The sequence below is a fragment of the Pantoea sp. Lij88 genome (assembly GCF_030062155.1).
Taxonomy (GTDB): domain Bacteria; phylum Pseudomonadota; class Gammaproteobacteria; order Enterobacterales; family Enterobacteriaceae; genus Pantoea.
Map to the genome: position 1 here is coordinate 3,651,477 of NZ_CP118269.1, position 26,528 is coordinate 3,678,004.

The 26,528-nt window shown below is 57.7% G+C and carries 21 protein-coding genes and 1 pseudogene; 11 read left to right on the top strand and 11 right to left on the bottom strand.

The window, feature by feature from the left end; all coding sequences use genetic code 11:
* The first annotated feature begins 28 nt into the window (after positions 1–28).
* From PU624_RS20960 to abgT, 3 genes are all read left to right on the top strand, one after another.
* Positions 29–1,342 (top strand): amidohydrolase, encoded by a 1,314-nt coding sequence (locus tag PU624_RS20960; RefSeq protein WP_283546484.1) that lies wholly within the window; start codon positions 29–31, stop codon positions 1,340–1,342.
* Entirely contained in the window at positions 1,339–2,781 is a 1,443-nt protein-coding gene (locus PU624_RS20965; protein WP_283546485.1) for a M20 family metallopeptidase, read from the top strand. The genes PU624_RS20960 and PU624_RS20965 overlap by 4 nt, the downstream gene beginning before the upstream one ends.
* 160 nt (positions 2,782–2,941) lie before the next feature.
* Complete coding sequence (abgT, locus tag PU624_RS20970; RefSeq protein WP_283548050.1) at positions 2,942–4,459, top strand: p-aminobenzoyl-glutamate transporter; 1,518 nt, start codon at positions 2,942–2,944, stop codon at positions 4,457–4,459.
* An 80-nt stretch (positions 4,460–4,539) separates the two neighbouring features.
* Here the strand turns inward: abgT and PU624_RS22340 are convergent.
* Positions 4,540–4,641, bottom strand: a pseudogene (locus PU624_RS22340) (NadS family protein); the annotation flags it as partial.
* Positions 4,642–5,034: 393 nt separating this feature from the next.
* Between PU624_RS22340 and PU624_RS20975 the strand changes: the two are divergent.
* On the top strand, positions 5,035–6,444 hold the full coding sequence (locus tag PU624_RS20975; RefSeq protein ID WP_283546486.1) for an MFS transporter: 1,410 nt from the start codon (positions 5,035–5,037) through the stop codon (positions 6,442–6,444).
* A 47-nt stretch (positions 6,445–6,491) separates the two neighbouring features.
* Here the strand turns inward: PU624_RS20975 and PU624_RS20980 are convergent, their stop codons facing one another.
* From PU624_RS20980 to PU624_RS20990, 3 genes are read right to left on the bottom strand one after another with little or no spacing between them, the layout of a single operon-like run.
* Complete coding sequence (locus PU624_RS20980; protein ID WP_283546487.1) at positions 6,492–7,802, bottom strand: c-type cytochrome; 1,311 nt, start codon at positions 7,800–7,802, stop codon at positions 6,492–6,494.
* A 10-nt stretch (positions 7,803–7,812) separates the two neighbouring features.
* On the bottom strand, positions 7,813–9,597 hold the full coding sequence (locus PU624_RS20985) for a GMC family oxidoreductase (RefSeq protein ID WP_283546488.1): 1,785 nt from the start codon (positions 9,595–9,597) through the stop codon (positions 7,813–7,815).
* A gap of 2 nt (positions 9,598–9,599) precedes the next feature.
* The gene (locus tag PU624_RS20990) at positions 9,600–10,334 is read right to left on the bottom strand and encodes a gluconate 2-dehydrogenase subunit 3 family protein (RefSeq protein WP_283546489.1); all 735 of its coding nucleotides are present in this window, start codon (positions 10,332–10,334) and stop codon (positions 9,600–9,602) included.
* A gap of 276 nt (positions 10,335–10,610) precedes the next feature.
* Between PU624_RS20990 and sbmA the strand changes: the two genes are divergently transcribed.
* From sbmA to PU624_RS21005, 3 genes are all read left to right on the top strand, one after another.
* The gene (sbmA, locus tag PU624_RS20995; protein ID WP_283546490.1) at positions 10,611–11,852 is read left to right on the top strand and encodes a peptide antibiotic transporter SbmA; all 1,242 of its coding nucleotides are present in this window, start codon (positions 10,611–10,613) and stop codon (positions 11,850–11,852) included.
* 232 nt (positions 11,853–12,084) lie between these two features.
* Entirely contained in the window at positions 12,085–12,441 is a 357-nt protein-coding gene (locus tag PU624_RS21000) for a type II toxin-antitoxin system RelE/ParE family toxin (protein ID WP_283546491.1), read from the top strand.
* Positions 12,438–12,737: a helix-turn-helix domain-containing protein gene (locus tag PU624_RS21005; RefSeq protein WP_283546492.1), complete on the top strand. Its 300-nt coding sequence runs from the start codon at positions 12,438–12,440 to the stop codon at positions 12,735–12,737. The genes PU624_RS21000 and PU624_RS21005 overlap by 4 nt, the downstream gene beginning before the upstream one ends.
* Positions 12,738–12,894: 157 nt before the next feature.
* Here the strand turns inward: PU624_RS21005 and PU624_RS21010 are convergent, their stop codons facing one another.
* Both PU624_RS21010 and PU624_RS21015 read right to left on the bottom strand, forming a co-directional pair.
* Entirely contained in the window at positions 12,895–13,104 is a 210-nt protein-coding gene (locus PU624_RS21010) for a YdgH/BhsA/McbA family protein (protein WP_283546493.1), read from the bottom strand.
* Positions 13,105–13,316: 212 nt separating this feature from the next.
* Positions 13,317–14,504, bottom strand: coding sequence for an MFS transporter (locus PU624_RS21015; RefSeq protein WP_283546494.1), 1,188 nt, complete (start codon positions 14,502–14,504; stop codon positions 13,317–13,319).
* A 105-nt stretch (positions 14,505–14,609) separates the two neighbouring features.
* On the opposite strand from PU624_RS21015, the gene PU624_RS21020 reads away from it, so the two are divergent.
* Entirely contained in the window at positions 14,610–15,575 is a 966-nt protein-coding gene (locus tag PU624_RS21020) for an AraC family transcriptional regulator (protein WP_283546495.1), read from the top strand.
* On the opposite strand, the gene PU624_RS21025 is transcribed toward PU624_RS21020, so the two are convergent.
* From PU624_RS21025 to gltP, 4 genes are all read right to left on the bottom strand, one after another.
* Positions 15,572–17,116 carry a methyl-accepting chemotaxis protein gene (locus PU624_RS21025; protein ID WP_283546496.1) on the bottom strand — a complete coding sequence of 515 codons (1,545 nt, stop codon included), beginning with the start codon at positions 17,114–17,116 and terminating at the stop codon, positions 15,572–15,574. The two genes, PU624_RS21020 and PU624_RS21025, sit on opposite strands and share 4 nt — an antisense overlap.
* Before the next feature lie 229 nt (positions 17,117–17,345).
* A complete protein-coding gene (gene murP, locus PU624_RS21030; protein WP_283546497.1) occupies positions 17,346–18,800 on the bottom strand; it encodes a PTS N-acetylmuramic acid transporter subunit IIBC in 1,455 nt (484 codons plus the stop codon).
* Positions 18,800–19,711, bottom strand: coding sequence for an N-acetylmuramic acid 6-phosphate etherase (murQ, locus tag PU624_RS21035; protein ID WP_283546498.1), 912 nt, complete (start codon positions 19,709–19,711; stop codon positions 18,800–18,802). The genes murP and murQ overlap by 1 nt, the downstream gene beginning before the upstream one ends.
* Positions 19,712–19,862: 151 nt before the next feature.
* On the bottom strand, positions 19,863–21,164 hold the full coding sequence (gene gltP / locus PU624_RS21040; protein ID WP_283546499.1) for a glutamate/aspartate:proton symporter GltP: 1,302 nt from the start codon (positions 21,162–21,164) through the stop codon (positions 19,863–19,865).
* A 585-nt stretch (positions 21,165–21,749) separates the two neighbouring features.
* Between gltP and acs the strand changes: the two genes are divergently transcribed.
* The 3 genes from acs (at position 21,750) to actP (ending at position 25,827) form a co-directional block, all read left to right on the top strand.
* The gene (gene acs / locus PU624_RS21045) at positions 21,750–23,705 is read left to right on the top strand and encodes an acetate--CoA ligase (RefSeq protein WP_283546500.1); all 1,956 of its coding nucleotides are present in this window, start codon (positions 21,750–21,752) and stop codon (positions 23,703–23,705) included.
* 140 nt (positions 23,706–23,845) lie between these two features.
* Entirely contained in the window at positions 23,846–24,175 is a 330-nt protein-coding gene (locus tag PU624_RS21050) for a DUF485 domain-containing protein (protein ID WP_003855715.1), read from the top strand.
* The gene (actP, locus tag PU624_RS21055) at positions 24,172–25,827 is read left to right on the top strand and encodes a cation/acetate symporter ActP (RefSeq protein WP_283546501.1); all 1,656 of its coding nucleotides are present in this window, start codon (positions 24,172–24,174) and stop codon (positions 25,825–25,827) included. Before PU624_RS21050 ends, actP begins: the two co-directional genes overlap by 4 nt.
* 82 nt (positions 25,828–25,909) lie before the next feature.
* Here the strand turns inward: actP and PU624_RS21060 are convergent, their stop codons facing one another.
* Positions 25,910–26,455 carry a YfaZ family outer membrane protein gene (locus tag PU624_RS21060; protein WP_283546502.1) on the bottom strand — a complete coding sequence of 182 codons (546 nt, stop codon included), beginning with the start codon at positions 26,453–26,455 and terminating at the stop codon, positions 25,910–25,912.
* Positions 26,456–26,528 lie beyond the last annotated feature (73 nt).

Here is a 26,528-nt window from a genome sequence, read left to right on the forward strand (position 1 = left end):
TAAAAAATCAACAATGAGGAGAGAGCCGATGAACCCCCTTTCAGACCACGTCAGCGCCCTGCTGCCACAGCTGCAGCAGTGGCGTCGCGACTTCCATCACTTCGCCGAATCGGGCTGGCTGGAGTTCCGCACCGCAACGATAGTCGCTGAAGAACTGCATAAGCTCGGTTATCAACTGAAGCTGGGCCGTGAGGTGATCGATGCCGATGCGCGGATGGGCCTGCCTGACGAAGCCGTGCTGAAGCAGCAGGAAGCGCGCGCGCTGCAACAGGGCGCGCTGCCGCAGTGGATCAGCCACTTCTCCGGCGGATTCTGCGGCATTGTGGCGACGCTTGAGACCGGCCGTCCTGGCCCGGTGATGGGCTTCCGCGTCGATATGGATGCACTGGATCTCAATGAAAGCCAGGCCGCCGATCATCTGCCACAGCGCGAAGGGTTTGCCTCCTGTAATGCTGGCATGATGCACGCCTGCGGTCACGATGGTCACACCACCATTGGGCTGGGTCTCGCCTCGGTGCTGATGGCGATGAAAGATCAGCTCAGCGGCACGATTAAACTGATCTTCCAGCCCGCCGAAGAGGGCGTGCGCGGGGCCAAAGCGATGGTCGCGGCGGGCGTGGTCGATGACGTTGAGCGCTTCACTGCGATTCATATCGGCACCGGCGTGCCAGCAGGCCAGGTGGTGTGCGGCAGCGACAGCTTCCTCGCCACGACCAAGCTGGATGTTCACTTCACCGGCGTCGGTGCCCATGCGGGCGGTCGCCCTGAAGAGGGTCGCAATGCCCTGCTGGCCGCCGCACAGGCGACGCTGGCGCTGCATGGTCTGACCCAGCACAGCGGCGGCGTGGCGCGGGTCAACGTTGGCGTGCTGCAGGCGGGAACCGGCCGCAACGTGGTGGCCGACTGCGCCCTGCTGAAGGTCGAAACCCGCGGCGTCACTAATCAGGTTAACGACGATATTTATCAGCAGGCGCTGCGGGTGATTGCCGGTGCGGCGGCGATGTATGGCGTTGAGCAGCAGGTTTCGCTGATGGGCGCTGCGCGCAGCTGTACCCCGACGCAGCCGTGGGTCGATTTCATCCACCAGCAGGCAGATGCACTCGGCATGTTCGACTCGGTGGTCGATCGTAAAGCGCAGGCAGCAGGTTCGGAAGATGCGACCTGCATGATGGAGCGCGTAAAACAGCGGGGCGGTGAAGCCTCTTACGTTATTTTCGGCTGTGAACTGGCGGCGGGTCACCACAATGCGAAATTCGACTTTGACGAGCGGATCATGCCGGACGCCATCACGCTGCTGGCCACCCTGGCGCTGAACCAGGCGCAGTTCGGGGGATCACGATGATGGAAGCGTTTATCGCCGATTATATCGATCGTCATCAGCTCCGCTTCAGCACGCTCAGCGACGCCATCTGGGATACGCCGGAAACCCGCTTCGCCGAAACCCGCTCGTCGGCGCTGCTGGCCGATGCCCTCGACAGAGAGGGATTCGCAGTGGAACGTGGTGTGGGGGGCATCGATACGGCCTTTATCGCCAGCGCGGGCAGCGGCAGGCCGGTGATTGCCATTCTGGGTGAGTTTGATGCGCTGGCCGGTCTGAGCCAGCAGTCGGGTTGCGCCCGGCCACAACCGCTGGAAGCCAACGGCAATGGACATGGCTGCGGCCACAACCTGCTCGGCACGGCGGGTGTGGCCGCAGCCTGCGCCGTGAAAGCCTGGATGGAACAACATCATACGGGCGGTACGGTTCGCTTTTACGGCTGCCCCGGCGAAGAGGGCGGATCGGGCAAAACCTTTATGGTGCGCGAGGGGCTGTTTGACGACGTTGACGCCGCCGTCACCTGGCATCCGGAAGGTTTCAGCGGCATGTTTAATCTGCGCACCCTCGCCAACATCCAGGCGGCGTTCAGCTTCAAAGGCGTTGCCGCCCACGCTGCCAATTCCCCCCATCTGGGCCGCAGCGCGCTGGATGCCGTCACGCTGATGAATACCGGCGCCAACTTCCTGCGCGAGCATATCGTGCAGGAGGCGCGTCTGCATTACGCCATCACTAACAGCGGCGGCGTCTCACCGAATGTGGTGCAGGCCGATGCGGAGGTGCTCTACCTGATCCGCGCCCCGGAGCTGCCGCAGGCGCAGGCAATTTACGAACGGGTGATTAATATCGCCAGAGGCGCGGCGCTGATGACGGACACCACGCTGACCGTGCGTTTTGACAAAGCCTGCTCGGACTACGTACCGAATCGCGCGCTGGAAGCCGTCATGGAGCGTTATTTGCATCAGTTTGGTTTGCCCGACTACAGCGACGAAGAGCGCGCGTTTGCGGCTGAACTGCGTGCCACCCTGACCGATGACGATCTGCGCAATGCCCGGCTCAATGCCGCCCGAACCGGTGGTGAAGCCGGGTATGCCTGGGCTGAACAGCTGGGCGATAAGCTGTTTATGGATGAGGTCGCGCCCTATGCGGTGACGCGTGAGCTGCTCTACGGCTCCACCGATGTCGGCGATGTCAGCTGGGTAACGCCGACCGCACAGTGCTTTGCGCCCTGCTTTACCTTCGGCACGCCGCTGCACACCTGGCAACTGGTGGCGCAGGGCCGCACCAGTATCGGGCATAAGGGGATGTTTCTGGCGGGCAAAGTGATGGCCGCCACCGTGTTAACGCTGTTAACGGATTCGCAGGCGCTGGCTGGCTGCCGGGAAGAGTTTGAACGGGTACGCGCCGCGCAGCCTTATATCTGTCCGATCCCGGCGGGGATCACACCCACAAAACTGGCCGAATGAGCCAACGGACGTGTCTCTGACGCGGACCACTATAAAAAATATTGCAAACACTTCCCTGAATCAGCGGAGCCGGCTCTGAACTCACCGCCTGTCGTACATCACGACCGGCGTCAGACCGGGCCTCCGCCGATAAGGGGAACACAAGATGAGAATCAATACCATGGAAGCAACATCCGAGAACCGCAGCCCTGGCCGGCTCTTCAGCTGGATCGAGCGCGTAGGCAATAAAGTGCCCAACCCGTTTTTACTGTTTGTTTATCTGATCGTGGTACTGATGGTGGCGACCGCCATAATCAGCGCGCTGGACCTGGCAGTGAAGAACCCCAGCAACGGTGAAATCGTGCGGGTGAACAACCTGCTGAGCGTCGCAGGTATTCAGTGGATCCTGCCCAATATCATTAAGAACTTCAGCAGCTTTACCCCGCTGGGATCGATTCTGGCGCTGGTGATTGGTGCCGGACTGGCGGAAAAGGTCGGGCTGTTACAGTCGCTGATGGTGAAGATGGCGTCGCGCGTCAGCCGTCGTTACGCCAGCTATATGGTGCTGTTTATCGCCTTCTTCAGCCATATCTCCTCGGATGCCGCGCTGGTGGTGATGCCGCCGCTGGGCGCGCTGATCTTCCTGGCGGTGGGTCGTCATCCGGTCGCGGGTCTGCTGGCCGCGATTGCCGGTGTGGCCTCAGGTTTTACCGCCAACCTGCTGATTGTCACCACCGATGTGCTGCTCTCCGGCATCAGCACCGAAGCGGCGAAAGCGGTCAGCGATACGGTGCACGTTAGCGTCATCGATAACTGGTTCTTTATGGCTACCTCGGTGATTGTGCTGACGATAGTGGGCGCGCTGCTGACCGATAAGTTTGTCGAGCCGCGCCTGCCGCAGTGGCAGGGCAATGGAGAAAAGCTGGCGGCACTGACGCCGCTGGAGAACCGCGGCCTGCGCGCTGCCGGGATCGCCGCGCTGCTGTTTATCGCCGTGATGGCGCTGCTGGTGGTGCCGGAACATGCGCCACTGCGCAATCCCGCCACCGGTGCCATTATTCCCTCGCCTTTTATTCAGGGCATCGTGCCGATCATTATTCTGTTCTTCTTTGTGGTCGCCATTGCCTATGGCGTGGTCACCCGGCAGATCCGCCGTCCGGATGATATCCCGCAGCTGCTGGTCGATCCGATGAAGGGCATGGCGGGCTTTATCGTGATGGTGTTTCCGCTGTCGCAGTTCGTGGCGTTCTTTAACTGGAGCAACATGGGCAAATTCATGGCAATCGGGCTGACCGACATGCTGGAGAGTGCAGGCATCAGCGGCGCGCCCGCGTTTCTGGGATTGATGTTCCTGTCGGCGTTTCTCTGCATGTTTATCGCCAGCGGCTCAGCAATCTGGTCGATTCTGGCCCCGGTCTTCGTGCCAATGTTTATGCTGCTCGGCTTCCATCCCGCCTTTGCCCAGATGATTTTCCGCATCGCCGACTCTGCCGTACTGCCGCTGGCTCCGATGTCGCCGTTTCTGCCGCTGTTCCTGGCCTTTTTGCAGCGCTATCAGAAGGATGCGCAGCTCGGCACCTATTACGTGCTGATCTTCCCCTATCCGCTGGTGTTCTTTATCAGCTGGATAGCGCTGCTGATGGTGTGGTATCTGCTGGGTCTGCCGATTGGGCCAGGCGTCTGGCCGAAGCTGCCTTAAGTCTCAGTCCCACCGATGCGGGCATTATCGGTGGCGCTCTCTCTCTTTTCCGGCTGGGGGATATCGGGGCGTGAGTTGAGTGCCCCGATAGTCTTCACATCAGCCACCGCATAGCGGGTAACACGACCAGGCACCCGGACGCCGCTTTTGATCTCAACAGCTTCTTCCAGCGATGCTTTCAGCTCGTTAAAAAACTCACGTTAACCTCATCTTTCCGTAATTGGGTCTGCTTCTTCAGCTCAGCTTTTTCCGCGTCCGTGAAGAAGGTGTCACAAAGCGGGCCTATGCTAGCGCAGGAACGCCATTTGCCTCCATGCGGGCCTGCAATCGCGTGACCGGAATGAGAGGCAGCGCTGAGTTTGCAGGCAAATCCTGGTCTGGTCGCCGCTGTCGGGGTGCCCGCCACGAATGGCAAAACCTGCAACGTACATTGCTAAATAGTCAGCAACGCCCCTCTCGGCAACGGCGGATGAATTGACTATTCTGCTATTTCTTCGCTTGCTAACGGTTACCTATTTTAATAAGCCTCTGACCGGCTGCGAGTCGTATCCACACTGCCTGAGGTTCACGCTGATATGACCACCACCTCCACCAGCCTGCCGCCGATGCCCGCTTCATCGGCGGCCCGTAACAGCTTAGCCGCACGCGTTGATGCGCTGCCCTCTTCCGCCGGTTTATGGCGTTTTATCACGCTACTGGCGCTGGGCGGATTTTTTGAGCTTTATGACCTGTTTGAAACCGGTTATATCAGCACCGGCCTGCTGTCGGCGGGCGTGTTTCACACCGACACGGCAGGCGTGCTGGGTTTCTCCGATCAGGCGGCCTTCGCGTCGGCCACCTTCCTCGGCCTGTTTTTCGGTGCCGGCCTGCTGGCACCCTACGCTGATCGCTTTGGCCGCCGTCTGACCTTTATGTGCGCGCTGCTATGGTATGGGCTGTTTTCGCTGCTGATGGCGTTCCAGCAGAGCGCTGAGATGATCATTCTGTTCCGCTTTCTGGTGGGAATCGGGCTGGGCGTCGAACTGGTGACCATTGATACTTACCTGTCTGAATGGGTGCCGAGCCATCTGCGCAGCCGTGCTTTTGCCTTCTCCTTTTTCGTGCAGTTTTTGTCGGTGCCTGCCGTGGCGCTGATGTCCTGGTGGCTGATCCCGCAAACGCTGCTCAGCCTTGAAGGCTGGCGCTGGGTGGTGATCGCAGGCGCAGCCTGTTCGCTGGTGATCTGGCTGGTACGCCGAAACCTGCCGGAGTCGGCGCGCTGGCTGGCACAGCAGGGTCGTCATCAGGAGGCACATCAGGTGTTGTCCGCGATGGAGCAGCGCTGTGGCATCTCGCCCGGGCCGGCTGTCCAGGCTGATGACGCCGCCGCGCAGCTGCCAAAGCAGGGGCGTTTCAGTGAGATCTGGTCGCCCGCTTATCGCAAGCGCACCCTGATGCTGGTGGTGATGAACTTTTTCCAGGCGATTGGCTTTTTCGGCTTTGGTAACTGGCTGCCTGCACTGCTGTCAGGCCGCGGTGCCACGGTAACTCACAGTCTGCTCTATGCTTTCTTCATTACGCTGGCCTATCCGCTGGGATCGCTGATTTGCAGCCGCTACGCTGACAAAATGGAGAATAAGTGGCAGATCGTTCTGTCGTCGCTGATGACAGTGGTGTTCGGCACGCTGTTCGCCTTCCAGACGCAGCCAGTGCTGCTGATTCTCTGCGGCTTCCTGATCACCTGGTCCAACGCCTGGCTGACCTTCAGCTTCCACGCCTATCAGACCGAGATCTTCCCGACCCATATCCGGGCGCGGGCGGTCGGCTTCTGCTACTCCTTCAGCCGCCTGTCAACGGTCTTCAGCAGTATTCTGATCGGGGTGATATTGCAGTATGCCGGGACGCCAGGCGTGATTACCTTTATCGTGCTGAGCATGGTGATGGTGATGCTGTCGGTGGGGATTTACGGGCCAAAAACGCGCGGAATCGATCTGGAGAATATTTAAAAAGAAAAGGCCGCCATCCTGATGATGACGGCCTCATTTACTGCCGATTATTTGCCTTCAAGTACTTTGATATCCGCACTGCCCAGCCGATCTTTCTCATCTTTACGCAATTCAGCGACCTGTTTCGCGCTGACCTGCTCCGACGCCTTGTTGCCCCAGCTGTTCCGCACGAAGTTCACCACGTCCGCTACCTGCTGGTCGTTCAGACGCCAGCCGAATGCCGGCATGGTAATGGTCGATGGCGCGCCGTTCACGCCAGGCAACTGCCCGCCCACCAGCACGATATGGATCAGTGAAGTGGGATCGTCCGCCAGCACCACCGGATTACCGCGCAGCGCGGGATAGAAACGTTTGTAGCCGCTGCCATCGGTTTTATGGCACGCCGCACAGCTGTCGACGTAGGTTGCAGCACCGGTCTGGCTGTCATCGCCACGCCACAGCGCTTTTGCCGTGGCATCATCCACGCTGAACGCCGCCTGATGCGGATCCTTCGCGCCCAGCGACTTCAGATAGCGCGCAATGGCGGTGATATCGGACTCGCTCAGGTGCTGCAGACTGTGCTCCACCACGTCGGTCATGCCACCGAAAGCGGCGGTCTGATCGTTGCGGCCATAACGCAGGAACTGACGCAGGTCCTCTTCACTCCAGCGACCCAATCCATCGCGGTTATCGCCACGCAGGTTGCTGGCGGTCCAGCCATCAATCGGCGCGCTGCTGCCCGCCAGATAGTCACTGCCTTCCTCGTTGGTCAGCGCCTTCTCCTGCATGGTGATGCTGCGCGGTGTGTGACAGGCTCCGCAGTGGCCCAGTCCTTCGACCAGATAGCGACCCCGCGCCAGCACCGGATCTTCCTGGGCAGCAGACTGAAACGCTTTTACATCGGGCGCAAAAATGCCGCGCCAGATCGCCAGCGGCCAGCGCATCGACAGCGGCCAGGGAATATCACTCTCCCGGTTTGGCTGCCCGACCGGCGCAACGCCATGCATGAAGTAGGCGTAAAGCGCCTTCATGTCCTCATCGCTGACCACCGCGTAGGAGGGAAAGGGCATCGCCGGATAGAGCGTATCGCCATTTTTCGCGACGCCGTGACGCACCGCCTTCTGGAAATCGTCGTAGCTGTATTCGCCAATGCCGGTGTCGCGATCGGGCGTGATGTTGGTGGAGTAGATGGTGCCAATCGGTGTCGCCATCGGCAGACCCCCGGCAAACGCCGCGCCGCCTTTGCTGGTGTGGCAGGCCACACAGTCACCGGCGCGCGCCAGATACTCACCCCGTTTAACCAGATCGTCCTGGCTGCTATCCGCCAGTGCGGCGAACGACAGAGAGCCAAGAATCAGAGCCAGAATGCCATTTTTCATCGCCATCTCCTTATGCCTGCACCAGTGGACCGGGGTTTTTCAGATAGTGTTCGCGAATCGCTTTGGCTGACCAGTAGGTCAGCGCCGCCACCATGCCGGTCGGGTTGTAGCCCAGTCCCTGCGGGAAGGCTGACGCGCCCGGAACGAACACATTTGGCACGTCCCAGCTTTGCAGATAACGGTTAACCGCACTGGTTTTGGGATCGTCGCCCATGATCGCGCCGCCACTGATGTGGGTGGTCTGATAGACCGTGGAGTCAAAATGGGTGCCCGGCTTTTTCGCGCCGCCGATGATCATCTTTGGATTCATCGCTTCGGCGATATTGCGCATCTTACCGACCATAAACTGCGCCATTTTGATGTCGTTCTCCTGCCAGTCAAAGGTCATGCGCAGCAGCGGCTGTCCATAGGCATCTTTGTAGTTAGGATCGAGATCGAGGTAGTTGGCGCGGTAGGACTGGTGCGCGCCGTGCGCATCCATCGACAGGTGATGGGTGTAGGTATCCGCCACCGCCGCTTTCCATTTGCTGCCCCAGTTGGGCGTTCCCGCTGGCACCGGCAGGCCGGAGATCGGTTTGGTCCCCGCCTGGTTGACCCAGAAGGGGGAACCGCCGACAAAGCCCAGCGGCCCGTGGTCAAAATTGTCCGCGTTGAAATCATCAATGCCGACGCCCGCGCCACCCGCACCGATAAACGGATTGGTGGTGGTGTTTTTATCAAACAGCGCCTTGAGCGTGGAGAGGTTCTGATAGGCGAAGTTGCGGCCTACGGTGCCTTCATTGGTGATCGGGTTGTAAGGTTTGCCGATGCCCGACAGCAGCATCAGATGCACATTGTGGAACTGGAAGGCGGAGAGGATCACCAGGTCGGCAGGCTGAACCTGCTCGCGTCCCTGACCATCCACATAGGTCACGCCGGTTGCACGCGTTTTGTCATCGCTGAGATTGACCCGCAGTACATACGCGTTGTTGCGCAGCTCAAACTTCGGCTCCTGGCGCAGCGCAGGCAGGATGTTGACGTTCGGCGAGGCTTTGGAATACATGTAGCAGGCGTAGCCGCTGCAGTAACCGCAGAAGTTGCACGGCCCCATCTGCGCGCCATAGGTGTTTGTGTAAGGGCCAGAAGTATTGGCGGACGGCAGATCGTAAGGATGATAGCCGACAGATTCTGCCGCCTGCGCAAACAGCTGCGCCGAATAAGTGCGCTTCTGCGCGGGCAGCGGGAAGTTATCGGAGCGATCGGGCGCAAACGGGTTGCCGCCTTTATCTTTGCCGACCACTTTGCCCCTGATGCTCCAGGCGCTGCCTGAAGTGCCAAAGACTTTTTCCGCCTTATCGAAGAACGGCTCCAGCTCATCGTAGCTGACGCCAAAATCCTGAATCGTCATGCCTTCCGGAATGAAGTTCTTACCGTAACGCTCTTCGTAATGGCTGCGCATCCGCAGCTCAATCGGGTCAACGCGGAAATGGACGCCAGACCAGTGCAGGCCTGCGCCGCCGGTGCCGGTGCCGGGTAAAAATGCAGCCAGCTGGCGATAAGGCACCGCCGTCTGAGAAGCGTCATGACGAATCGTCACGGTGCTTTTAGAGAGATCCTGGAACAGCTTTTTGCGGACGTTATAGGTCAGCTCATCAATGGACTGCGGATAAGATCCATCGGGATAGGTATCGCGATGCGGTCCGCGCTCCAGCGCCAGCACGTTCAGGCCCGCCTCTGTCAGCTCTTTCGCCATAATCGCGCCTGCCCAGCCGAAGCCGACAATCACCGCATCCACTTTTTTCATTTCGTTTGCCATGCTTAGCTTCTCTCCCCGCGAATCGACACTGACGGGAACGGATACCGTTCGCCGCGCTCTACCCAGTCCATAAAGTCGGCGCGTGCGCCAGGGAAGTTGATCAGCTTCCAGCCGACCATGCCCTGATTCCCGCCGTGGATGGGATCGCTGAAGAAGCCTTCACGGGTGTTCTGCAACAGGAAGCTGAAGAAGACTTTTGCCGGTAGCTGGCTGAATTCGGCGCTGCCACTCTCCATCGCCTGCAGTATGGCATCCTGCTGCTCGCCGCTGAGTTGGGCGAACACCTTGCCGTGCTGTTTTTTGCTGTAGGTGTCGGCATCGGCCAGACCGAGACGGTAGATCTGTTGTGGCACCAGCGGCAGCTGATAGCCCAGCTCTTTCGGCAGATCGGGATTAAACGGCCCCTGCATATACCAGTTCGAACCCGTGGCATACGGCGTGTTCATCTGACGATCGATAAACTCCGGCACGCCTGCTTCCAGCGCACCCGGCCCGCGTTCATCGCTGGGGATCAGACGCGCTACGGCGGCGGTGATAAAGGCGAACTCTTCGGCGGTGAACCAGTTCGGCTGGTAATCACGCGCCTTCTGTGGCGCGGCCGGGGTGTCTGCCGCCTGAGCGGCCAGCGGCAGGGAGAGCGCGCCCATCGCGGTGGAGCCTACCGCCATTGCAGGCGCCAGGGTAATTGTCTTCAGCAAAAAATCTCTGCGTGAATGACCCTTTTTTTGTTCTGACATGACATTGCCTCATTCCCGCGCTGACTGGCGGTATGAAAAAAGTAGTGATTGCGTTGTAATGGTTTTTATCAGCAGATACAGGCGCAGCGCCTGGTTGTTACCGGTAACAAACCGCCATATTGTATCACTGCCCTTCACAAAGATTTAGTTCCATGAAACAAAACCGCACAATTTCATTAACATCTATCACCTTCCTGTCATGAGCAGAAACAACAGACTACAGACAGCGCCCCGCCAAAAACGTTATAACAGGCAACACACAACAGCGGAGTCCCTATGTTTAAGTCTTTTTTTCCGCGGCCAGCGCTGTTTTTCAGCTCTGCGGCTGTATGGAGTTTATTAGCGATTTTTGCCTGGTTCGGCTTTGCCGCGCATCTGCCCGGCATCTGGCCCATATTTGAAACAGCAATGAAGCAGCCCCTGCCGACCACGGCGGCACGTTTTATCGCCGTGAGTCAGCTCTGGTTCTATCTCTATTACTGGATAATGGTAGCCATTTTTGCCGTGGCCTGGCGGCTTATCGATCCGCATCCGTGGCGACGCTGGTCTGTGTGGGGTTCCGCGCTGATTATCTTTGTTACCTGGTTTGGCGTGCAGGTCGGTGTGGCCATCAACGCCTGGTATGGTCCGTTCTACGATCTGATTCAGAAAGCGCTGACCAAAGCGGGATCGGTGCAGATTGCGGCGTTTTACCATGAGGTCATCTCTTTCCTCGGCATCGCCTTAATCGCGGTGGTGATTGGCGTCCTCAACTCCTTCTTTATCAGCCACTGGGTTTTCCGCTGGCGTACTGCCATGAATAACTATTACATGCACAACTGGCAGCGTCTGCGTCATGTCGAAGGTGCCGCACAGCGTGTGCAGGAAGACACCATGCGGTTTGCGACCACGCTGGAAAACTGGGGTGTGAGTTTTATTCAGGCGATTATGACGCTGGTGGCGTTTTTACCGGTGCTGGTCGCGCTCTCCCACCACGTGAAAGACATTCCGATCCTCGGCAATATTCCTTACGCGCTGGTGATTGCAGCTGTGCTCTGGTCGGTGTTCGGCACCGGATTGCTGGCGCTGGTCGGGATTAAGCTGCCGGGGCTGGAGTTCCGTAATCAGCGGGTTGAAGCCGCCTACCGTAAAGAGCTGGTTTACGGCGAAGATAATGCCGATCGCGCCGGGCCACAGACGGTGCAGGAGCTGTTCAGTCGGGTACGGGTTAACTACTTCCGTCTCTACTTCCACTATCTCTATTTCAACATCACCCGCATTCTCTATCTGCAGGTCGATAACGTCTTTGGTCTGTTCCTGCTGTTCCCGTCCATTGTCGCGGGCACCATTACGCTGGGCTTACTCAACCAGATCACCAACGTGTTTGATCAGGTTCGCGGCTCGTTCCAGTATCTGATCGCCTCCTGGTCAACGCTGATCGAACTGATGTCGATCTACAAGCGTCTGCGCAGTTTTGAGCAGATTCTGGATGATGTGCCGCATGATGAGATGAAGCGCGAGGCATCGGAAGAAGTGTAACGGGTGAGGATTGCGGGTCAGGCCGATTACCGCCCTGTTATCTTCAGCAATCGGACATCCCGCAGAGAGCCTGCAGGACTCCCATAACAGCAGGAAGCTGATAGTCTGGCCCGCGCAAGCGGGCTTTTTTATTGCTTAGATTTGCCATCATGCATGTTATCCGGCTTGAATTTATAAGCTGCAGCTTATAATCTGTAAACTATATGACGGAATATATACAAGGAAGTATGTCATGTGGACCGTGCTATTGAGCCCGCGTTTTGAAAGCTGGCTAAGTGAGCAGGAAGAAGCCCTGCAGGAAAAAATGTTAGCGGATCTGGGAAAGTTAAAAGTATACGGCCCTGATTTGCCACGCCCTTATGCGGATACCCTTAAGGGCTCACAGTACAAGAATATGAAAGAACTCCGCGTACAGTTTGCAGGAAAGCCAATTCGGGCATTTTATGCTTTTGATCCTGTACGCCAGGCTATCGTGTTATGTGCAGGCGATAAGAGTCATGACAAACGTTTTTATATCCGAATGATACGCATTGCTGACGAAGAATTTTCAGCATGGCTGGCTGAACAGGAAAGGAAAAATAATTCATGAGAACCCTGGATGATGTTATCGCTGGCTTCTCCCCTGAGAGTCAGGCGCGAATCAAAGAAATGTCTGATGAAATGGTTCTGGAGGTCGGGCTTCAGATGATTCGTGAAGAGCTTCAGTTATCGCAGAAGACGCTTGCCGAGGCCATGGGGGTGCGACAGCCTGCTATTGCTCAGATTGAGCAACGCGGGAATGAGATTAAAGTTGCCACACTCAAACGCTATATCGAAGCAATGGGCGGAAAACTCAGTCTTGATGTGGAGCTTCCAACCGGAAAAAGAGTGGCCTTTCACATCTAAACCTTCTGGTCTGCGAAAATCGATTTAAAAATAAAAAAGCCACTCGTCAGAGTGGCTTTTTCGTATACGAAATCTGGGAGTAAAAACCTTATACCTCACTGAAACGCCGCCAGGACGCCCGGAGGCGTCCTGTCAGCACTGGAGGGTACAACTTAGCTTATTTCAGCAGCTCAGCGGTCATGTGAACGCCGTTGTTGGTGTAGGCTTCAGTAATTTTATATGAAGTACCAGCTTCCTGAGCCTGCGCAGCGATTTTCGCTTCAGCACCATCCAGCGTAGAGTCGACAGCGGTCACGGATTGGGCGAAGCTGGCGAATGGCAGAACTGAAAGCGCGATAACTGCTGCAAAAGTTTTGATGGATTTCATGGTCACTTCCTCGGTTAATTTTTATCAGGTAAGGCGTGCTGCCTTGTTGATAGATATATTAGTCCGGAAGTTGATCAGTAAAAAGCGGAGGGTTTTGCTTAACTCATTCAGAAAAACTGATGGTAAAAAGCACATTTCGCACAGTTATCGCTCAAAAGGTTAATAATCCACTCTTATTAAAAAAGGCAGCATAATTCGCTGCCTTCAGAAGATTACCCGTGATGCCTGACCCGGCTGAAGATGGTCAGCGCAGCCAGCAGCATCAGCACTCCGCTCGCCATGAACACGCCGCCTGCGCCGCGCAGATCAAACATCCAGCCGCCTGCCGCTGCGCCAACGGTGATCGCCAGCTGGATGGTGGCGACCAGCAGACCGCCGCCCGATTCCGCATCATCCGGCACCGCGCGCGAAATCCAGGTAGACCAGCCGGTTGGCATCGAACCAAACGCCATCCCCCAGATCGCGACGCCCGCGCCGACCATCCAGCTGACATCACCAAAGCTCACCAGCATCAATGCGGTGACACTCATTAACAGCGCCATGCCACTCAGCGTCAGCGACACGCTGCGGGTAACCAGAAAACCGGCCAGCGAGGTGCCGAAGAAGTTCGCCACGCCAAATGCCAGCAACGCCAGCGACAGTTGATTGAGGTTGAGCTGTGCGACACTCTCCAGGAAAGGACGCAGATAGGTAAAGAAGGCGAAGTGGCCGGTAAACATCATGATCACGGCCAGCATTCCCCAGCGCATCACACCGATACGCAGCAGTGCCAGCACTCCACCGTTGCGGGCTTTGTTCTCTGCTGGCATCGCGGGCAGCGTAAAGAACTGCCACACCAGCGCGACCATGCCCAGTCCGGCGGTCAGCATAAAGATGTTACGCCAGCCGATCAGTCCGCCGAGATAGCTGCCGAGCGGTGTGGCGATAATCGTCGCCAGCGAGATACCGCTGAAGACAATGGAGAGCGCACGTGGCACCTGATCGCCGGGCACCAGCCGCATGGTAATGGCGGTTGAGAGCGTCCAGAAGCCGCCAATCGCCATGCCCAGCAATACCCGCGCCAGCAGGATGATCGTCAGGTCAGCCGCAAATGCCACCATCAGCGCTGACGCGATCAGCAACAGTGAAAACACCAGCATGACGATGCGGCGGTCAATGCGCCGCGTGACGCTGCCGGTGACCAGACTGGTAAACAGCGCCACCAGCGCGGTGATGGTGACGGTCTGGCCCGCCTGCCCTTCTGATACGCCGAGGCTGTGCGCCATCGGCGTCAGCAGACTCACGGGTAAAAATTCGGCGGTGATGAGGCTGAACACCCCAAACGCCATTGCAAATACCGCGCCCCAGGCGGGACGGGTCGGCGAGGAAACCTCATCAGCCACTTCGGTTGTCAGACTCATGCTGCTTCTCCGGAAGATAAAAAAAGTGAGTGTGAGCATAGAGCGCCGCGTCAGGACGATCTATGATGCTTACACCTTCATTTTTGATAATTCGTCTGGAATCGTATGAGCCACTATGGAGATCTGACCAGTGAGCTGCTGATGGGGATGCGCCTGTATGGCGTGAACTATCAGCGCATCGCGGTAAGCGCGCCGTTCGGACTGCACTATGAGCACGCGCCGGGACGGGCGCAGTTTCATTTTGTCGGGCGCGGCTCGCTGCTGGTGCGCAGCGCCTCCGGTGAGGTGTTTCAGCTCAACAGCGGCGATGCGCTGCTGGTGCCGCACGGTAAACCGCACAGCCTGCTCTCCAGTGAGGAGGCGGATTGCCAGTGTATTAAAAACATGGCGAGCAAGCCGCTCTGCGACAGCGTCTGTACCATCGCCGCCCCGGAAGACGCCTGTGAGGACGAGCACAGCGTGCTGCTGTTCAGCGCCTGCATGGCGTTTGAGCTTGGCGGCATGCAGCCACTGATCAACACCATGCCGGATGTGATGCTGGTGAGTACCCTGCTGTCGCAGTACCCGGAGATTCAGCCGATTCTGGCGGCGATGGAGCGGGAGTCACGGACCCGTCAGGCGGGATTTGCCGGGATTCTGTCACGGCTGGCGGATGTGGTTGCTGCGCTGATAGTGCGCGGCTGGGTAGAGAACGGTTGTGGCCAGAGTAGCGGGCTGGTTCAGGCGATGCGCGATCCCCGCCTGAGTCAGGCGATTGCTGCAATGCATCGCGAGCCGGGCGAAAACTGGACGGTGGCACGACTGGCCAGCGTGGCGGGCTGTTCACGCTCGGTGTTTGCCGGACGTTTTCTTACTGCCACGGGAATGACGCCGCTGCGTTATCTGACGGAGTTGCGGATGCGGCTGGCGGTGCAGCGGATTGTGAATAATGGCGAAGCGGTGGAAGCCGTGGCCTATCATCTCGGCTACGGCTCGATTGCGGCGTTCAGCCGCGCCTTCAAGCGGATTGTCGGTCAGTCACCTGGGGCGCTGCGTGCCGGACGCGAAGGCACGCAGGCGCTGGCCTCTTAACGAAAGACGCTGATCGCTTCTACCAGACGGTTAGCCTGATGGGTCATGCGACCAGAAGCCTCGGCGCTTTCTGTTACGCGGGCGGCGTTCTGATGGGTGATGTCATCAAGATCTTCCACTGCTGAACTGACTTCGCTGAGCGCGGTCGCCTGTTCGGCTGTGGCAGCGCTGATCTGAGCAATCAGCGAGGTGACATTCTGCACCTGCGACACGATATCCTGCATCGTCCGGCCTGCTGCGCTGGCGTGCTCATTGCCCGATTTAACCCGGCTGCCGCTGGTTTCGACCAGCATTTTGATTTCACTGGCGGCTTTGGCGCTGCGCTGCGCCAGACTGCGGACTTCACCCGCCACCACCGCAAACCCTTTGCCCTGCTCACCGGCCCGTGCTGCTTCTACTGCGGCGTTCAGCGCCAGGATATTGGTCTGGAAGGCAATGCCGTCGATGACGCTGGTAATATTGGCGATACGCTTCGAACTGTCGGCAATTTCGCCCATCATCCCCATCATCTCGGTCATCACCTCACCGCCTTTGCTGGCCGCGCTGCTGGTGCTGGCTGAGAGGGTATTCGCCTCGTGCGCAGTTTCAGTGTTGCTCTTCACCGTCGCGGTCATTTCGTTCATGGTGGCCGCGGTCTGCTGCACGTTGGCCGCTGCCTGCTCGGTACGGCGACTCAGTTCGTTGTTGCTGCGGGCGATGGCGTCGCTGGCGCTCAGCACGTTGATCGCCTGACCGCTGACATCATCCACCAGCCAGCGGAACATCAATCCGAGCTGACCGATAGCACGCAGCGTGACGCCGACCTCATCAACGCGATCCATCTGTTCGACCTTGTGACTCGCACCCGTCGCCACGCTCAGCGCCTGTTTGCACATCCGCTCAATAGGTCGTGAAATCTGCTGCTCCAGCCACAGACTGCAGAGCAGAAGCAGCCCGGCCATGCCTGCGGTAAAGCCGGCCAGTGCAGCATGGGTCATGCCCAGCGCCCAGACGCCCGCCACCGAGAGCGGCAGTAATGCCAGCAGCGTAGAACGGATGCGCCAGCGCAGGGGCAGGGTTTTCAGGATTGAGGCGGGACGACGCCAGCCACTGCGTACCAGCAGGCCTTTGTGAAAACGTCGCCCTCTGGCACGGCCTTCACGAAAATCCTGATAGAGCGCTTCAGTCTGACGCACTTCCTCTGCCGTGGGTTTGGTGCGTACCGACATGTAGCCCTGCACTTTACCGTCACGTACGACCGGAATCGCGTTGGCCCGCACCCAGTAGTGATCGCCATTTTTACGGCGGTTCTTAACCAGCGCGGTCCAGGGTTCACCCTGTTTCAGCGTCGCCCACATATCGGCAAACGCTTCTGGCGGCATATCGGGGTGACGCACCATGTTATGCGGCTGGCCGTTGATCTCGTCGGCGGTGAATCCGCTCGCTTCGATAAACGCGTCGTTGGCGTAGGTGATGTGGCTGTTGAGATCGGTGGTCGACATCAGTGTCGCATGATCGTCGAACAGATATTCACGCTGAGAGACGGGCTGGTTGTTACGCATCAAAAGTCCTTGAAGACCCGACGTCCTGCACGCGACAGTCTGAGTGGCGGCGTGAGAACTGTGGGCTGAGAGATAACGATTACCTTTTTTTATGTTTTCGGCATGCGTCCGCCTACTCTTTAGCGATTAAGTTAAATTAGTGGCAATAAAAAAAGCCGCTTTGCGGCGGCTTTCACATTTTTGGTTAGGTATCCATCCGTTAGCCGGACTGGAGAATTCCGGCAGTGGGTCAGCTGAGATCGACATTACGCGTGCCAAACCACCAGGTGAGCAGGAATCCGCCGGTCCAGGCCACCATCAACCCGGCCAGGTAAACCGCCATACCGGCGAAGATCCCCTGGCTGGAGGTCATCAGTGGCAACGTGACCAGACCGGAGGGTCCGAATACCGTGTTCATCCCCACCGGCAACCCCAGCCACGCCACCAGCCCGATAAAGAAACCGCCCAGCGCCCCGCCACCACAGGCGGTGATAAATGGCTTGAGGCGCGGCAGCGTGACGCCGTAGATCAGCGGTTCACCGACGCCCAGCAGGCCGGGCACAATGGCGCCTTTAATCTGTGCCCGCAGCAGCGCCCCTTTTTCCGCTTTGCACCACAGCGCCAGGGCTGCACCGACCTGCCCGGCACCCGCCATCGCCAGAATCGGGAACAGCGAGTTAAAACCCTGGGTTTCCATCAGCGCAAAGTAGACCGGAATAAAGCCCTGATGGATGCCGAACATTACTGCGATCAGGAACAGCCCGGCCAGCAGCGCACAGCCAAAGGGATTGTTGTTGAGGTGGATAAAGAGCCACGACATCCCCTTAAACAGTTCACCGCCCAGCGGCATGATTAGCAGATAGGTGATGGCCCCGGTGATCACCAGCGTGAACAGCGAGGTGAGGATCATGTCGAGGTTGTCAGGAATGATTTTGCGCAGCTGTTTTTCGATCCACGCCCCGCTCATCGCCGCCATCAGCACGCCGATAATGTTGCCACGCGGGTCGATCGTCAGGCCAAAGAAGCTCTCCATGCCGCTGTAGTAGCCGGTGGTGGCCGTGGGCACATAGCCGAGCACAAACAGCGAGGCGATGATGGCGCCATTGACGCCGCTGCCGCCAAAGGCTTTCTGCGCGTTGTAGCCGATCAGGATGCTGAGAAAGGTGAACAGCCCTTTGCCAAATACCTTCATGTACGCCACGGTGTGCAGCAGCCAGGGTGCGTGGTCGCCGGGAACATTCAGGTGGAGGCTCTGCTCAATCAGGGTGGCGAATCCCAGCAGCAGTCCCGCGCCGATAAAGCCAGGGATCAGCGGGGTGAAGATAGTGGCGAAGCGCGACAGGAACTGATGCACGCCGCTGGTCTGTTTCGCCTTTAGCTGTTGCTTCTGCTGCGCCGCCAGCTGGCTGAGTTCGGGTGTTTCGTTCTGCGGAGCCAGCGCGGTATTACCCTGGGCCAGCAGGCTTTGCATCCCCTCGGCGGCGGTTTGCGCTTTGCCAGGCCCCAGGACAATCTGCAGCTGTGCCTCACTGTCGATCACGCCTAAAACGCCCGGCAGGCTCTTTAACCTGGCCAGATCAACCTGTTCCGGCTGATTGAGCGTCAGACGGAGCCGGGTCATGCAGTGACCGCAGGCCGCGATATTTTGCGCGCCACCGACTGCCTGCAGGATGTCACGCAACAGTGCTTCGGTGATTTTCGCCATTAGCGTGCTCCCGCTGCCTGTAGCGCCTGACGGATGAAGCCCTGATGCTGACTGAGCAGTGCTTTGGCTTCATCGGCGGCCAGGTCAGCCAGCACCATCAGGATGGCCGTTTTGCAGTGTCCGCCGCAGGCGGTGAGCGCCGCGCTGGCGGTGGCGTCATCACAGTCCGTGGCCTGCATGACGATGTTGACCTGGCGCTGTACCAGTTTCTGGTTGGTGGCTTCCACATCGACCATCAGGTTGCCGTACACTTTTCCGCTGCGGATCATCGAACCCGTTGTGAGCATGTTGAGCACCAGTTTTTGCGCCGTGCCCGCTTTCATGCGAGACGAGCCGGTGACCACTTCCGGGCCAACCACCGGCGTAAGAGCAATCGCGGCGACCTGCGACATCGCACTGCCAGGATTACAGGTGAGCGCCACGGTGGTCGCGCCCAGTTCGTTCGCGTAAGCCAGCGCACCCAGCACGTAAGGTGTGCGGCCACTGGCGGCGATACCGACCAGCACGTCGTGGCGGCTGAAGTGGATATCTTTCAGATCCTGCGCGCCCTGCTCCCGGTTATCTTCGGCGTTTTCAACCGCCTGTAAAATAGCGGTATGGCCACCGGCAATGAGGCCGATGACCTGTTCGCGTGGCGTACCAAAGGTGGGCGGGCATTCGCTGGCATCCAGGATGCCCAGCCGCCCGGAGGTGCCCGCGCCGCAATAGATCAGTCGTCCGCCCGCCCGGAACGCGGCGCAGATAGCATCAACGGCGGCGGCGATCTGCGGCACGATAGCCTCTACCGCCAGCGCCACTTTTTTATCTTCATCATTAATGACGCGCAGCATCGCTTCGGTGGAGAGTTCATCAATGTTCTGGCTGGCCGGATTGCGGCCTTCGGTGATCATCTGGCTGAGGTCGAGTTTCATGGCGGGCTCCGCTAAGGAATAAATTATTCAAATTACCAGATATCATAACGAATGATTAATTCATGGGGTGAGATCTTTTTTTAATTATAAAAGCCACACAAACAAAAAGGGCCCAACTTTCGTTGAGCCCTTCTGTACGTTAACGCTGTTCTCAGCTTGCGGTCTGCGTCCGCAACTGCAGCTCATACTCTTTTGCCTGTTCGGCGTCGAACTGGTTTTCCCAGCGGGCAATCACCAGCACCGCCAGCGCGTTACCGACCACGTTCAGCGCGGTTCGCGCCATATCCATGATGCGGTCAACACCGGCGATAAACGCCAGACCTTCCAGCGGAATGCCGACGCTGCCCAGTGTGGCCAGCAGCACCACAAACGAAACGCCCGGCACGCCAGCGATCCCTTTCGAGGTCACCATCAGCGTCAGAACCAGCACAATCTCATCGGTCAGCGACAGGTCAATGCCGTACAGCTGCGCAATGAAGATCGCCGCGATACTCTGATAAAGCGTTGAACCATCCAGATTAAACGAATAGCCGGTTGGTACCACGAAGCTGGTGATCGCTTTCGGCGCGCCGTAGGCTTCCATCTTCTCCATAATGCGCGGCAGCACGGTTTCCGAGCTGGACGTGGAGTAAGAGAGAATCAGCTCATCCTTCAGAATACGCATCAGCGTGGTAATCCGCAGTTTACAGAAGCGAGCCACCCCGCCCAGCACCACAAAGGCGAAGAACAGAATCGCCGCGTAAACCAGCAGCACCAGCTTAGCCAGCGGCCACAGCGAGGCAAAGCCAAAGTTAGCAATCGTCACCGCGATCAGCGCGAACACCCCGACCGGCGCATAGCGCATGATCATGTGCGTCACTTTAAACATCGCTTCAGAAATGCCACGGAACAGGTTCACCAGCGGATCGCGCTGTTCTGACGGCAGTGACGACAGGCCTAAGCCAAACAGCACCGAGAAAAAGATAATCGGCAGCATGTCGCCCTTCGCCATCGAGGCGAAAATATTCTGCGGGATCAGCGACAGAATGGTGGTCACCAGGCTGTGCGGACCGCCCTGTACCTCTGCCGTTGTCGCTTCATATTTAGAGATGTCCACCGTTGCCAGCGTTGACATATCAATGCCGGAGCCGGGTTGAAATACGTTGGCCAGCGTAATACCGACCACAATGGCAATGGTGGTGATCACTTCAAAGTAGAGAATCGTTTTGACGCCGATGCGTCCCAGCTTCTTTGCATCACCCACGCCAGCGATGCCGACAATCAGGGATGAAATTACAATCGGTACCACAATCATCTTGATGAGATGAATAAAGATATCGCCTGCCGGGCTGAGAATGTTGGCGACTAACCATTCACGATTGTCTGGCTGATTATGCAACACAGCACCCACAATGATGCCAAGCACCAGGGCTGTCAGAATCTGCCAGGCAAGGCTGATTTTAAAACCTTTCATAACGCGTAATTTCCTCAGTCAAAACCCGTTTCTCTCTACTGCGAAGGTGCAGAAGACAATACACACAGGGAGTGAGCAAAAAGCCCGGTAAATTAGAGGGTGTTTAGAAACAGCGCCTCGTATGAAAATCTGATGATTCCCATACCCATTTTCAGACGCGGTCTGAGTTGATACCTGCAGAACAGGGGCGAGATAAGTACCATTTTCACTGTGGTAAATGCAACCCCTGGAAGATCCGATTAAAAGTTAGCCACCTGAGTAGCATAAAGTGCTGCCGGATGTAAAAATCCCTAACCTGCTGTTATGAAAAGTAATACTTAGATGAATTTACGCATAGCTATTCAGGGTTGGTTGAAAACGCTGCCAGCGCGTTTGCTTGCTTTTTATCCACCCTTTTACCGGATGACACCCCTTCTTAATTCCCCATCGTCGCCAGAGAGTTAAACGGAAATAGCATTTTCGCTTCATGCTTCGCGGCGGGACGTTTATCACGTGATCTGTGGCGCAAAAAAGAAACAAAGACTCAGGGCAGGCTTTAATTAACCATTGATTGACATATCATTAACATCTTCAAGGAGATCCGCCATGAGCCAAATACACAAACATCCCGTTCCAGAGAATATTGCAGCAAACACCCTGATTACAGCTGAACAGTATCAGGCGATGTATCAGCAATCTGTCGACGATCCAGACAGCTTCTGGGGCGAACAGGGCAAAATCCTTGACTGGATCAAGCCTTACAGCAAAGTGAAAAACTGCTCGTTTGCGCCAGGTAACATTAACATTCGCTGGTACGAAGATGGCACGCTCAACCTGGCGGCAAACTGCCTTGACCGTCATCTCGCCACGCGCGGCGATCACCCGGCAATTATCTGGGAAGGCGACGACGCCAGCGAAAGTAAAACCCTGACCTTCCGCCAGCTGCACGCCGAAGTCTGTCGCTTCGCCAACGTGCTGGAGCTGCTGGAAGTGAAAAAAGGCGACGTGGTGGCGATCTATATGCCGATGGTGCCGGAAGCCGCTGTAGCGATGCTGGCCTGTGCGCGCATCGGTGCCGTTCACTCAGTGATCTTTGGCGGCTTCTCACCGGAAGCGGTTGCTGGCCGCATCGTCGATTCCAGCGCCTCGCTGGTCATTACAGCCGATGAAGGGATCCGCGCCGGTCGCAGCATTCCGCTGAAGAAAAATGTCGATGACGCGTTAAAAAATCCCAACGTCACCAGCGTGAAAAATGTGGTGGTGTTCCAGCGCACCGGTAAAGATGTGGGCTGGGTTGAAGGCCGCGATCAGTGGTGGCATGACCTGATGCTCAACGCGAGCACCAACCACTCTGCCGCCGAAGTCGGTGCGGAAGATCCGCTGTTTATCCTTTATACGTCGGGTTCCACCGGCAAGCCGAAGGGCGTACTGCATACCACCGGCGGTTATCTGGTTTATGCCGCCACCACCTTTAAGTTCGTCTTTGATTACCATCAGGATGATATCTACTGGTGCACCGCCGATGTCGGCTGGGTAACCGGTCACAGCTATCTGGTTTATGGCCCGCTGGCCTGTGGCGCGACCACGCTGATGTTTGAAGGGGTGCCGAACTGGCCAACGCCGAGCCGCATGGCGGAAGTGGTCGATAAACATAAAGTCACCCTGCTCTACACCGCGCCAACCGCAATCCGTGCGCTGATGGCGGAAGGTGACAAGGCGATTACCGGCACCGACCGCAGCAGCCTGCGCATTATGGGCTCGGTCGGCGAGCCGATTAACCCGGAAGCCTGGGAGTGGTACTACAAAAAAATCGGCAACAGCCGCTGCCCGATTGTGGATACCTGGTGGCAGACCGAAACCGGCGGCTTCATGATCACGCCGCTGCCGGGTGCGACCGAGCTGAAAGCCGGTTCCGCTACCCGACCGTTCTTTGGGGTGCAACCGGCGCTGGTCGATAACGAAGGTCAGCCGCAGGAAGGGGCCTGTGAAGGCAATCTGGTGATCACCGAGTCGTGGCCGGGACAGGCGCGTACCCTCTTTGGCGACCACGACCGTTTCGAGCAGACCTACTTCTCTACCTTTAAGAATGTCTACTTCAGTGGTGACGGCGCCCGTCGCGATGAAGATGGCTACTACTGGATCACCGGACGCGTCGATGATGTGCTCAACGTCTCCGGTCACCGTCTTGGCACCGCCGAAATTGAATCGGCGCTGGTGTCGCACCCTAAAATTGCCGAAGCGGCTGTGGTCGGGATTCCGCACAGTATCAAAGGCCAGGCGATTTATGCCTATATCACGCTGAATCACGGCGAAGAGCCGTCGCCGGAGCTGTACACCGAAGTGCGCCAGTGGGTCCGCAAAGAAATAGGCCCGATCGCCACGCCTGATGTGCTGCACTGGACCGACTCCCTGCCAAAAACCCGCTCCGGCAAAATCATGCGTCGAATTCTGCGTAAAATTGCCACCGGCGATACCGGCAACCTTGGTGATACCTCTACCCTCGCCGATCCTGGCGTTGTAGAAAAACTGCTTGAGGAGAAACAGTCGATCAAAATGCCTTAAGCGCACGCTGTCCGGCGGGAAGATCGCTTCCCGCCACACCCGCCCTACGCAGTCTGTTTCGGTAGTCACAAATATTATAACCAGCTGAATCCGCGCCCCGTCGTGAGGTTCTCGCCTGCAAGCCCTCTGGAGAAAATGTGATGAATGACGCCCTTTCGAATCAGGATGCAATCAATCAGCAGATTGAACGTAATCCCCTTTTTCATGAATTAGTCCATAAACGCCAGGCGTTCGCGACGCTGCTGTCGCTGATCATGCTGGTGCTCTATGTCGGCTTTATCCTGCTGATTGCCTTTGCACCCGGCTGGCTCGGCACGCCGCTGCATGCCGGTACTAACGTGACGCGCGGCATCCCGATTGGTGTCGGGCTGATTGTGATGTCGTTTGTGCTGACCGGCGTCTATGTCTGGCGCGCCAACGGTGAGTTTGACCGTTTAACGAAAGCGATCCTCCGCGAGGTGAAATCATGACCCGTCTCACCTTATGGCTGCTGGCCTTAATGTTGCCGTTTTCAGCGCTGGCCGCCGATGCCATCACCGGTGCGGTTCAGCGCCAGCCGACCAACTATCAGGCGATTATCATGTTTACGATTTTCGTCGGTGCCACACTGGGGATTACTTACTGGGCGTCAAAGCGGACCCGTTCGCGTAACGATTACTACACGGCGGGCGGTAATATCACCGGTTTCCAGAATGGCCTGGCGATGGCGGGTGACTTTATGTCAGCGGCCTCGTTCCTGGGCATTTCGGCGCTGGTTTACACCTCCGGCTATGACGGGCTGATCTACTCGCTCGGCTTCCTGGTCGGCTGGCCGATGATTCTGTTTTTAATCGCCGAGCGGCTGCGTAACCTGGGTCGTTACACCTTTGCCGACGTCGCCTCGTATCGTCTGAAGCAGATGCCGATCCGCACCCTGTCAGCCTGCGGCTCGCTGGTGGTGGTGGCGCTCTACCTGATCGCACAGATGGTCGGCGCCGGTAAGCTCATCCAGCTGCTGTTCGGCCTTAATTACCATGTGGCGGTGATTCTGGTCGGCATTCTGATGGTGATGTATGTGCTGTTTGGCGGCATGCTGGCCACCACCTGGGTGCAGATCATCAAAGCGGTGCTGCTGCTGTTTGGTGCCACTTTTATGGCGGTCATGGTCATGAAGGCGGCTAATTTCAGCTTTAATACCCTGTTCACCGAAGCAATGGCGGTCCATCCCAAAGGCATCGCAATTATGCAGCCAGGCGGGCTGGTCAAAGATCCTATCTCGGCGCTGTCGCTGGGGCTGGGCTTAATGTTCGGCACGGCCGGATTGCCACATATTCTGATGCGCTTCTTCACCGTCGCGGATGCCAAAGAGGCGCGTAAAAGCGTCTTCTGGGCCACCGGCTTTATGGGCTACTTCTACTTCCTCACCTTTATTATCGGCTTCGGCGCCATTCTGCTGGTGGGTGCGAACCCGGCCTTTAAAGATGCCAGCGGCGCGCTGATTGGCGGTACCAATATGGCGGCGGTGCATCTGGCGGATGCCGTGGGCGGTAGCACCTTCCTGGGCTTTATCTCTGCGGTGGCCTTCGCCACGATTCTGGCGGTGGTCGCGGGCTTAACCCTGGCGGGCGCGTCGGCGGTGTCGCACGACCTCTATGCCAGCGTTTATCGCAAAGGTCAGGCGAGCGAGAAAGATGAGCTGAGGGTTTCTAAAATCACTGTGCTGGCGCTGGGCGTGGTGGCAATCGGGCTGGGTATTCTGTTTGAGAAGCAGAACATCGCCTTTATGGTCGGGCTGGCCTTCTCGATTGCGGCCAGCTGTAACTTCCCGATCATCCTGCTGTCGATGTACTGGTCAAAACTCACCACGCGTGGTGCGATGGTGGGCGGCTGGCTGGGCCTGCTGACCGCGGTTATTCTGATGATCCTCGGCCCGACCGTGTGGGTTCAGGTGCTGGGCAACGCGAAGCCGATTTTCCCGTATGAGTATCCGGCGCTGTTCTCCATGGTGGTGGCTTTTGTCGGCATCTGGCTCTTCTCCATTACCGACCATTCGCAGCAGGGCGCAGAGGAACGTTCCCGCTTCCGCGCGCAGTTTATTCGCTCGCAGACTGGCACCGGCATTGAGCAGGGCAAAGCGCACTAATCGCCGCTTACCGTTCATAACGCTCAGGCAATAAAAAAGGGCGACTACCTGGGTAGTCGCCCTTTTCTTTCACGCAACAGAATCAGAAGCGCAGCGATGCACCCACGTACGGGCCATCGACCAGTACGTTATCTTTGCGTCCATCTTTGTTGTTCAGTTCGATGTACTGATAACCCACACGCAGGTTAAGCAGTGAAACCGGCGTGAAGCTCAGGCCGCCAGCGGCTTCCTGATAGCTGTCGAGGTGATCGGTGAACGACTCTGGCGCGTAATAATATTCGCCAAACAGGCCCCACATGCTGTTGATGCTGTAGTGTGCTGCACCACCCAGCGCCACCGCAAATCCATCTTTTCCATCTTCAGGATGGGTGAAGATCGCTTTTGCGGTCGGTGCCAGACGCAGCGGCCCGAAATCAACGTTGTAACCCAGACCGGCACCATAGGTGCTGCCGTCATGGTCGCTACGCAGCCAGTTACCTTTCAGAAACAGACCGGGGGATGTGGTGCCCAGGCCCAGGTTCAGGTTGGTGTTGTGTTCGCCGACATCAACACTGCCTTCAATCGCCTGAGCAGCACCGCTCAGTAAAACCAGCCCGAGGGCGCTCCCGGTAACAAGTTGCTTAAACATGATTCCACTCCATGACAATTAATTCGGCCGCAAGGTTAACAGCCTGAAATGGGGAGACAACAAAATCCGGAAA

Excerpts from the sequence above, each read along its gene's own strand:
- PU624_RS20960 (WP_283546484.1), top strand. The coding sequence starts at position 29 with ATGAACCCCCTTTCAGACCACGTCAGCGCCCTGCTGCCACAGCTGCAG.
- PU624_RS20965 (WP_283546485.1), top strand. The coding sequence starts at position 1,339 with ATGATGGAAGCGTTTATCGCCGATTATATCGATCGTCATCAGCTCCGC.
- abgT (WP_283548050.1), top strand. The coding sequence starts at position 2,942 with ATGGAAGCAACATCCGAGAACCGCAGCCCTGGCCGGCTCTTCAGCTGG.
- PU624_RS20975 (WP_283546486.1), top strand. The coding sequence starts at position 5,035 with ATGACCACCACCTCCACCAGCCTGCCGCCGATGCCCGCTTCATCGGCG.
- PU624_RS20980 (WP_283546487.1), bottom strand. The coding sequence starts at position 7,802 with ATGAAAAATGGCATTCTGGCTCTGATTCTTGGCTCTCTGTCGTTCGCC.
- PU624_RS20985 (WP_283546488.1), bottom strand. The coding sequence starts at position 9,597 with ATGGCAAACGAAATGAAAAAAGTGGATGCGGTGATTGTCGGCTTCGGC.
- PU624_RS20990 (WP_283546489.1), bottom strand. The coding sequence starts at position 10,334 with ATGTCAGAACAAAAAAAGGGTCATTCACGCAGAGATTTTTTGCTGAAG.
- sbmA (WP_283546490.1), top strand. The coding sequence starts at position 10,611 with ATGTTTAAGTCTTTTTTTCCGCGGCCAGCGCTGTTTTTCAGCTCTGCG.
- PU624_RS21000 (WP_283546491.1), top strand. The coding sequence starts at position 12,085 with ATGTGGACCGTGCTATTGAGCCCGCGTTTTGAAAGCTGGCTAAGTGAG.
- PU624_RS21005 (WP_283546492.1), top strand. The coding sequence starts at position 12,438 with ATGAGAACCCTGGATGATGTTATCGCTGGCTTCTCCCCTGAGAGTCAG.
- PU624_RS21010 (WP_283546493.1), bottom strand. The coding sequence starts at position 13,104 with ATGAAATCCATCAAAACTTTTGCAGCAGTTATCGCGCTTTCAGTTCTG.
- PU624_RS21015 (WP_283546494.1), bottom strand. The coding sequence starts at position 14,504 with ATGAGTCTGACAACCGAAGTGGCTGATGAGGTTTCCTCGCCGACCCGT.
- PU624_RS21020 (WP_283546495.1), top strand. The coding sequence starts at position 14,610 with ATGAGCCACTATGGAGATCTGACCAGTGAGCTGCTGATGGGGATGCGC.
- PU624_RS21025 (WP_283546496.1), bottom strand. The coding sequence starts at position 17,116 with ATGCGTAACAACCAGCCCGTCTCTCAGCGTGAATATCTGTTCGACGAT.
- murP (WP_283546497.1), bottom strand. The coding sequence starts at position 18,800 with ATGGCGAAAATCACCGAAGCACTGTTGCGTGACATCCTGCAGGCAGTC.
- murQ (WP_283546498.1), bottom strand. The coding sequence starts at position 19,711 with ATGAAACTCGACCTCAGCCAGATGATCACCGAAGGCCGCAATCCGGCC.
- gltP (WP_283546499.1), bottom strand. The coding sequence starts at position 21,164 with ATGAAAGGTTTTAAAATCAGCCTTGCCTGGCAGATTCTGACAGCCCTG.
- acs (WP_283546500.1), top strand. The coding sequence starts at position 21,750 with ATGAGCCAAATACACAAACATCCCGTTCCAGAGAATATTGCAGCAAAC.
- PU624_RS21050 (WP_003855715.1), top strand. The coding sequence starts at position 23,846 with ATGAATGACGCCCTTTCGAATCAGGATGCAATCAATCAGCAGATTGAA.
- actP (WP_283546501.1), top strand. The coding sequence starts at position 24,172 with ATGACCCGTCTCACCTTATGGCTGCTGGCCTTAATGTTGCCGTTTTCA.
- PU624_RS21060 (WP_283546502.1), bottom strand. The coding sequence starts at position 26,455 with ATGTTTAAGCAACTTGTTACCGGGAGCGCCCTCGGGCTGGTTTTACTG.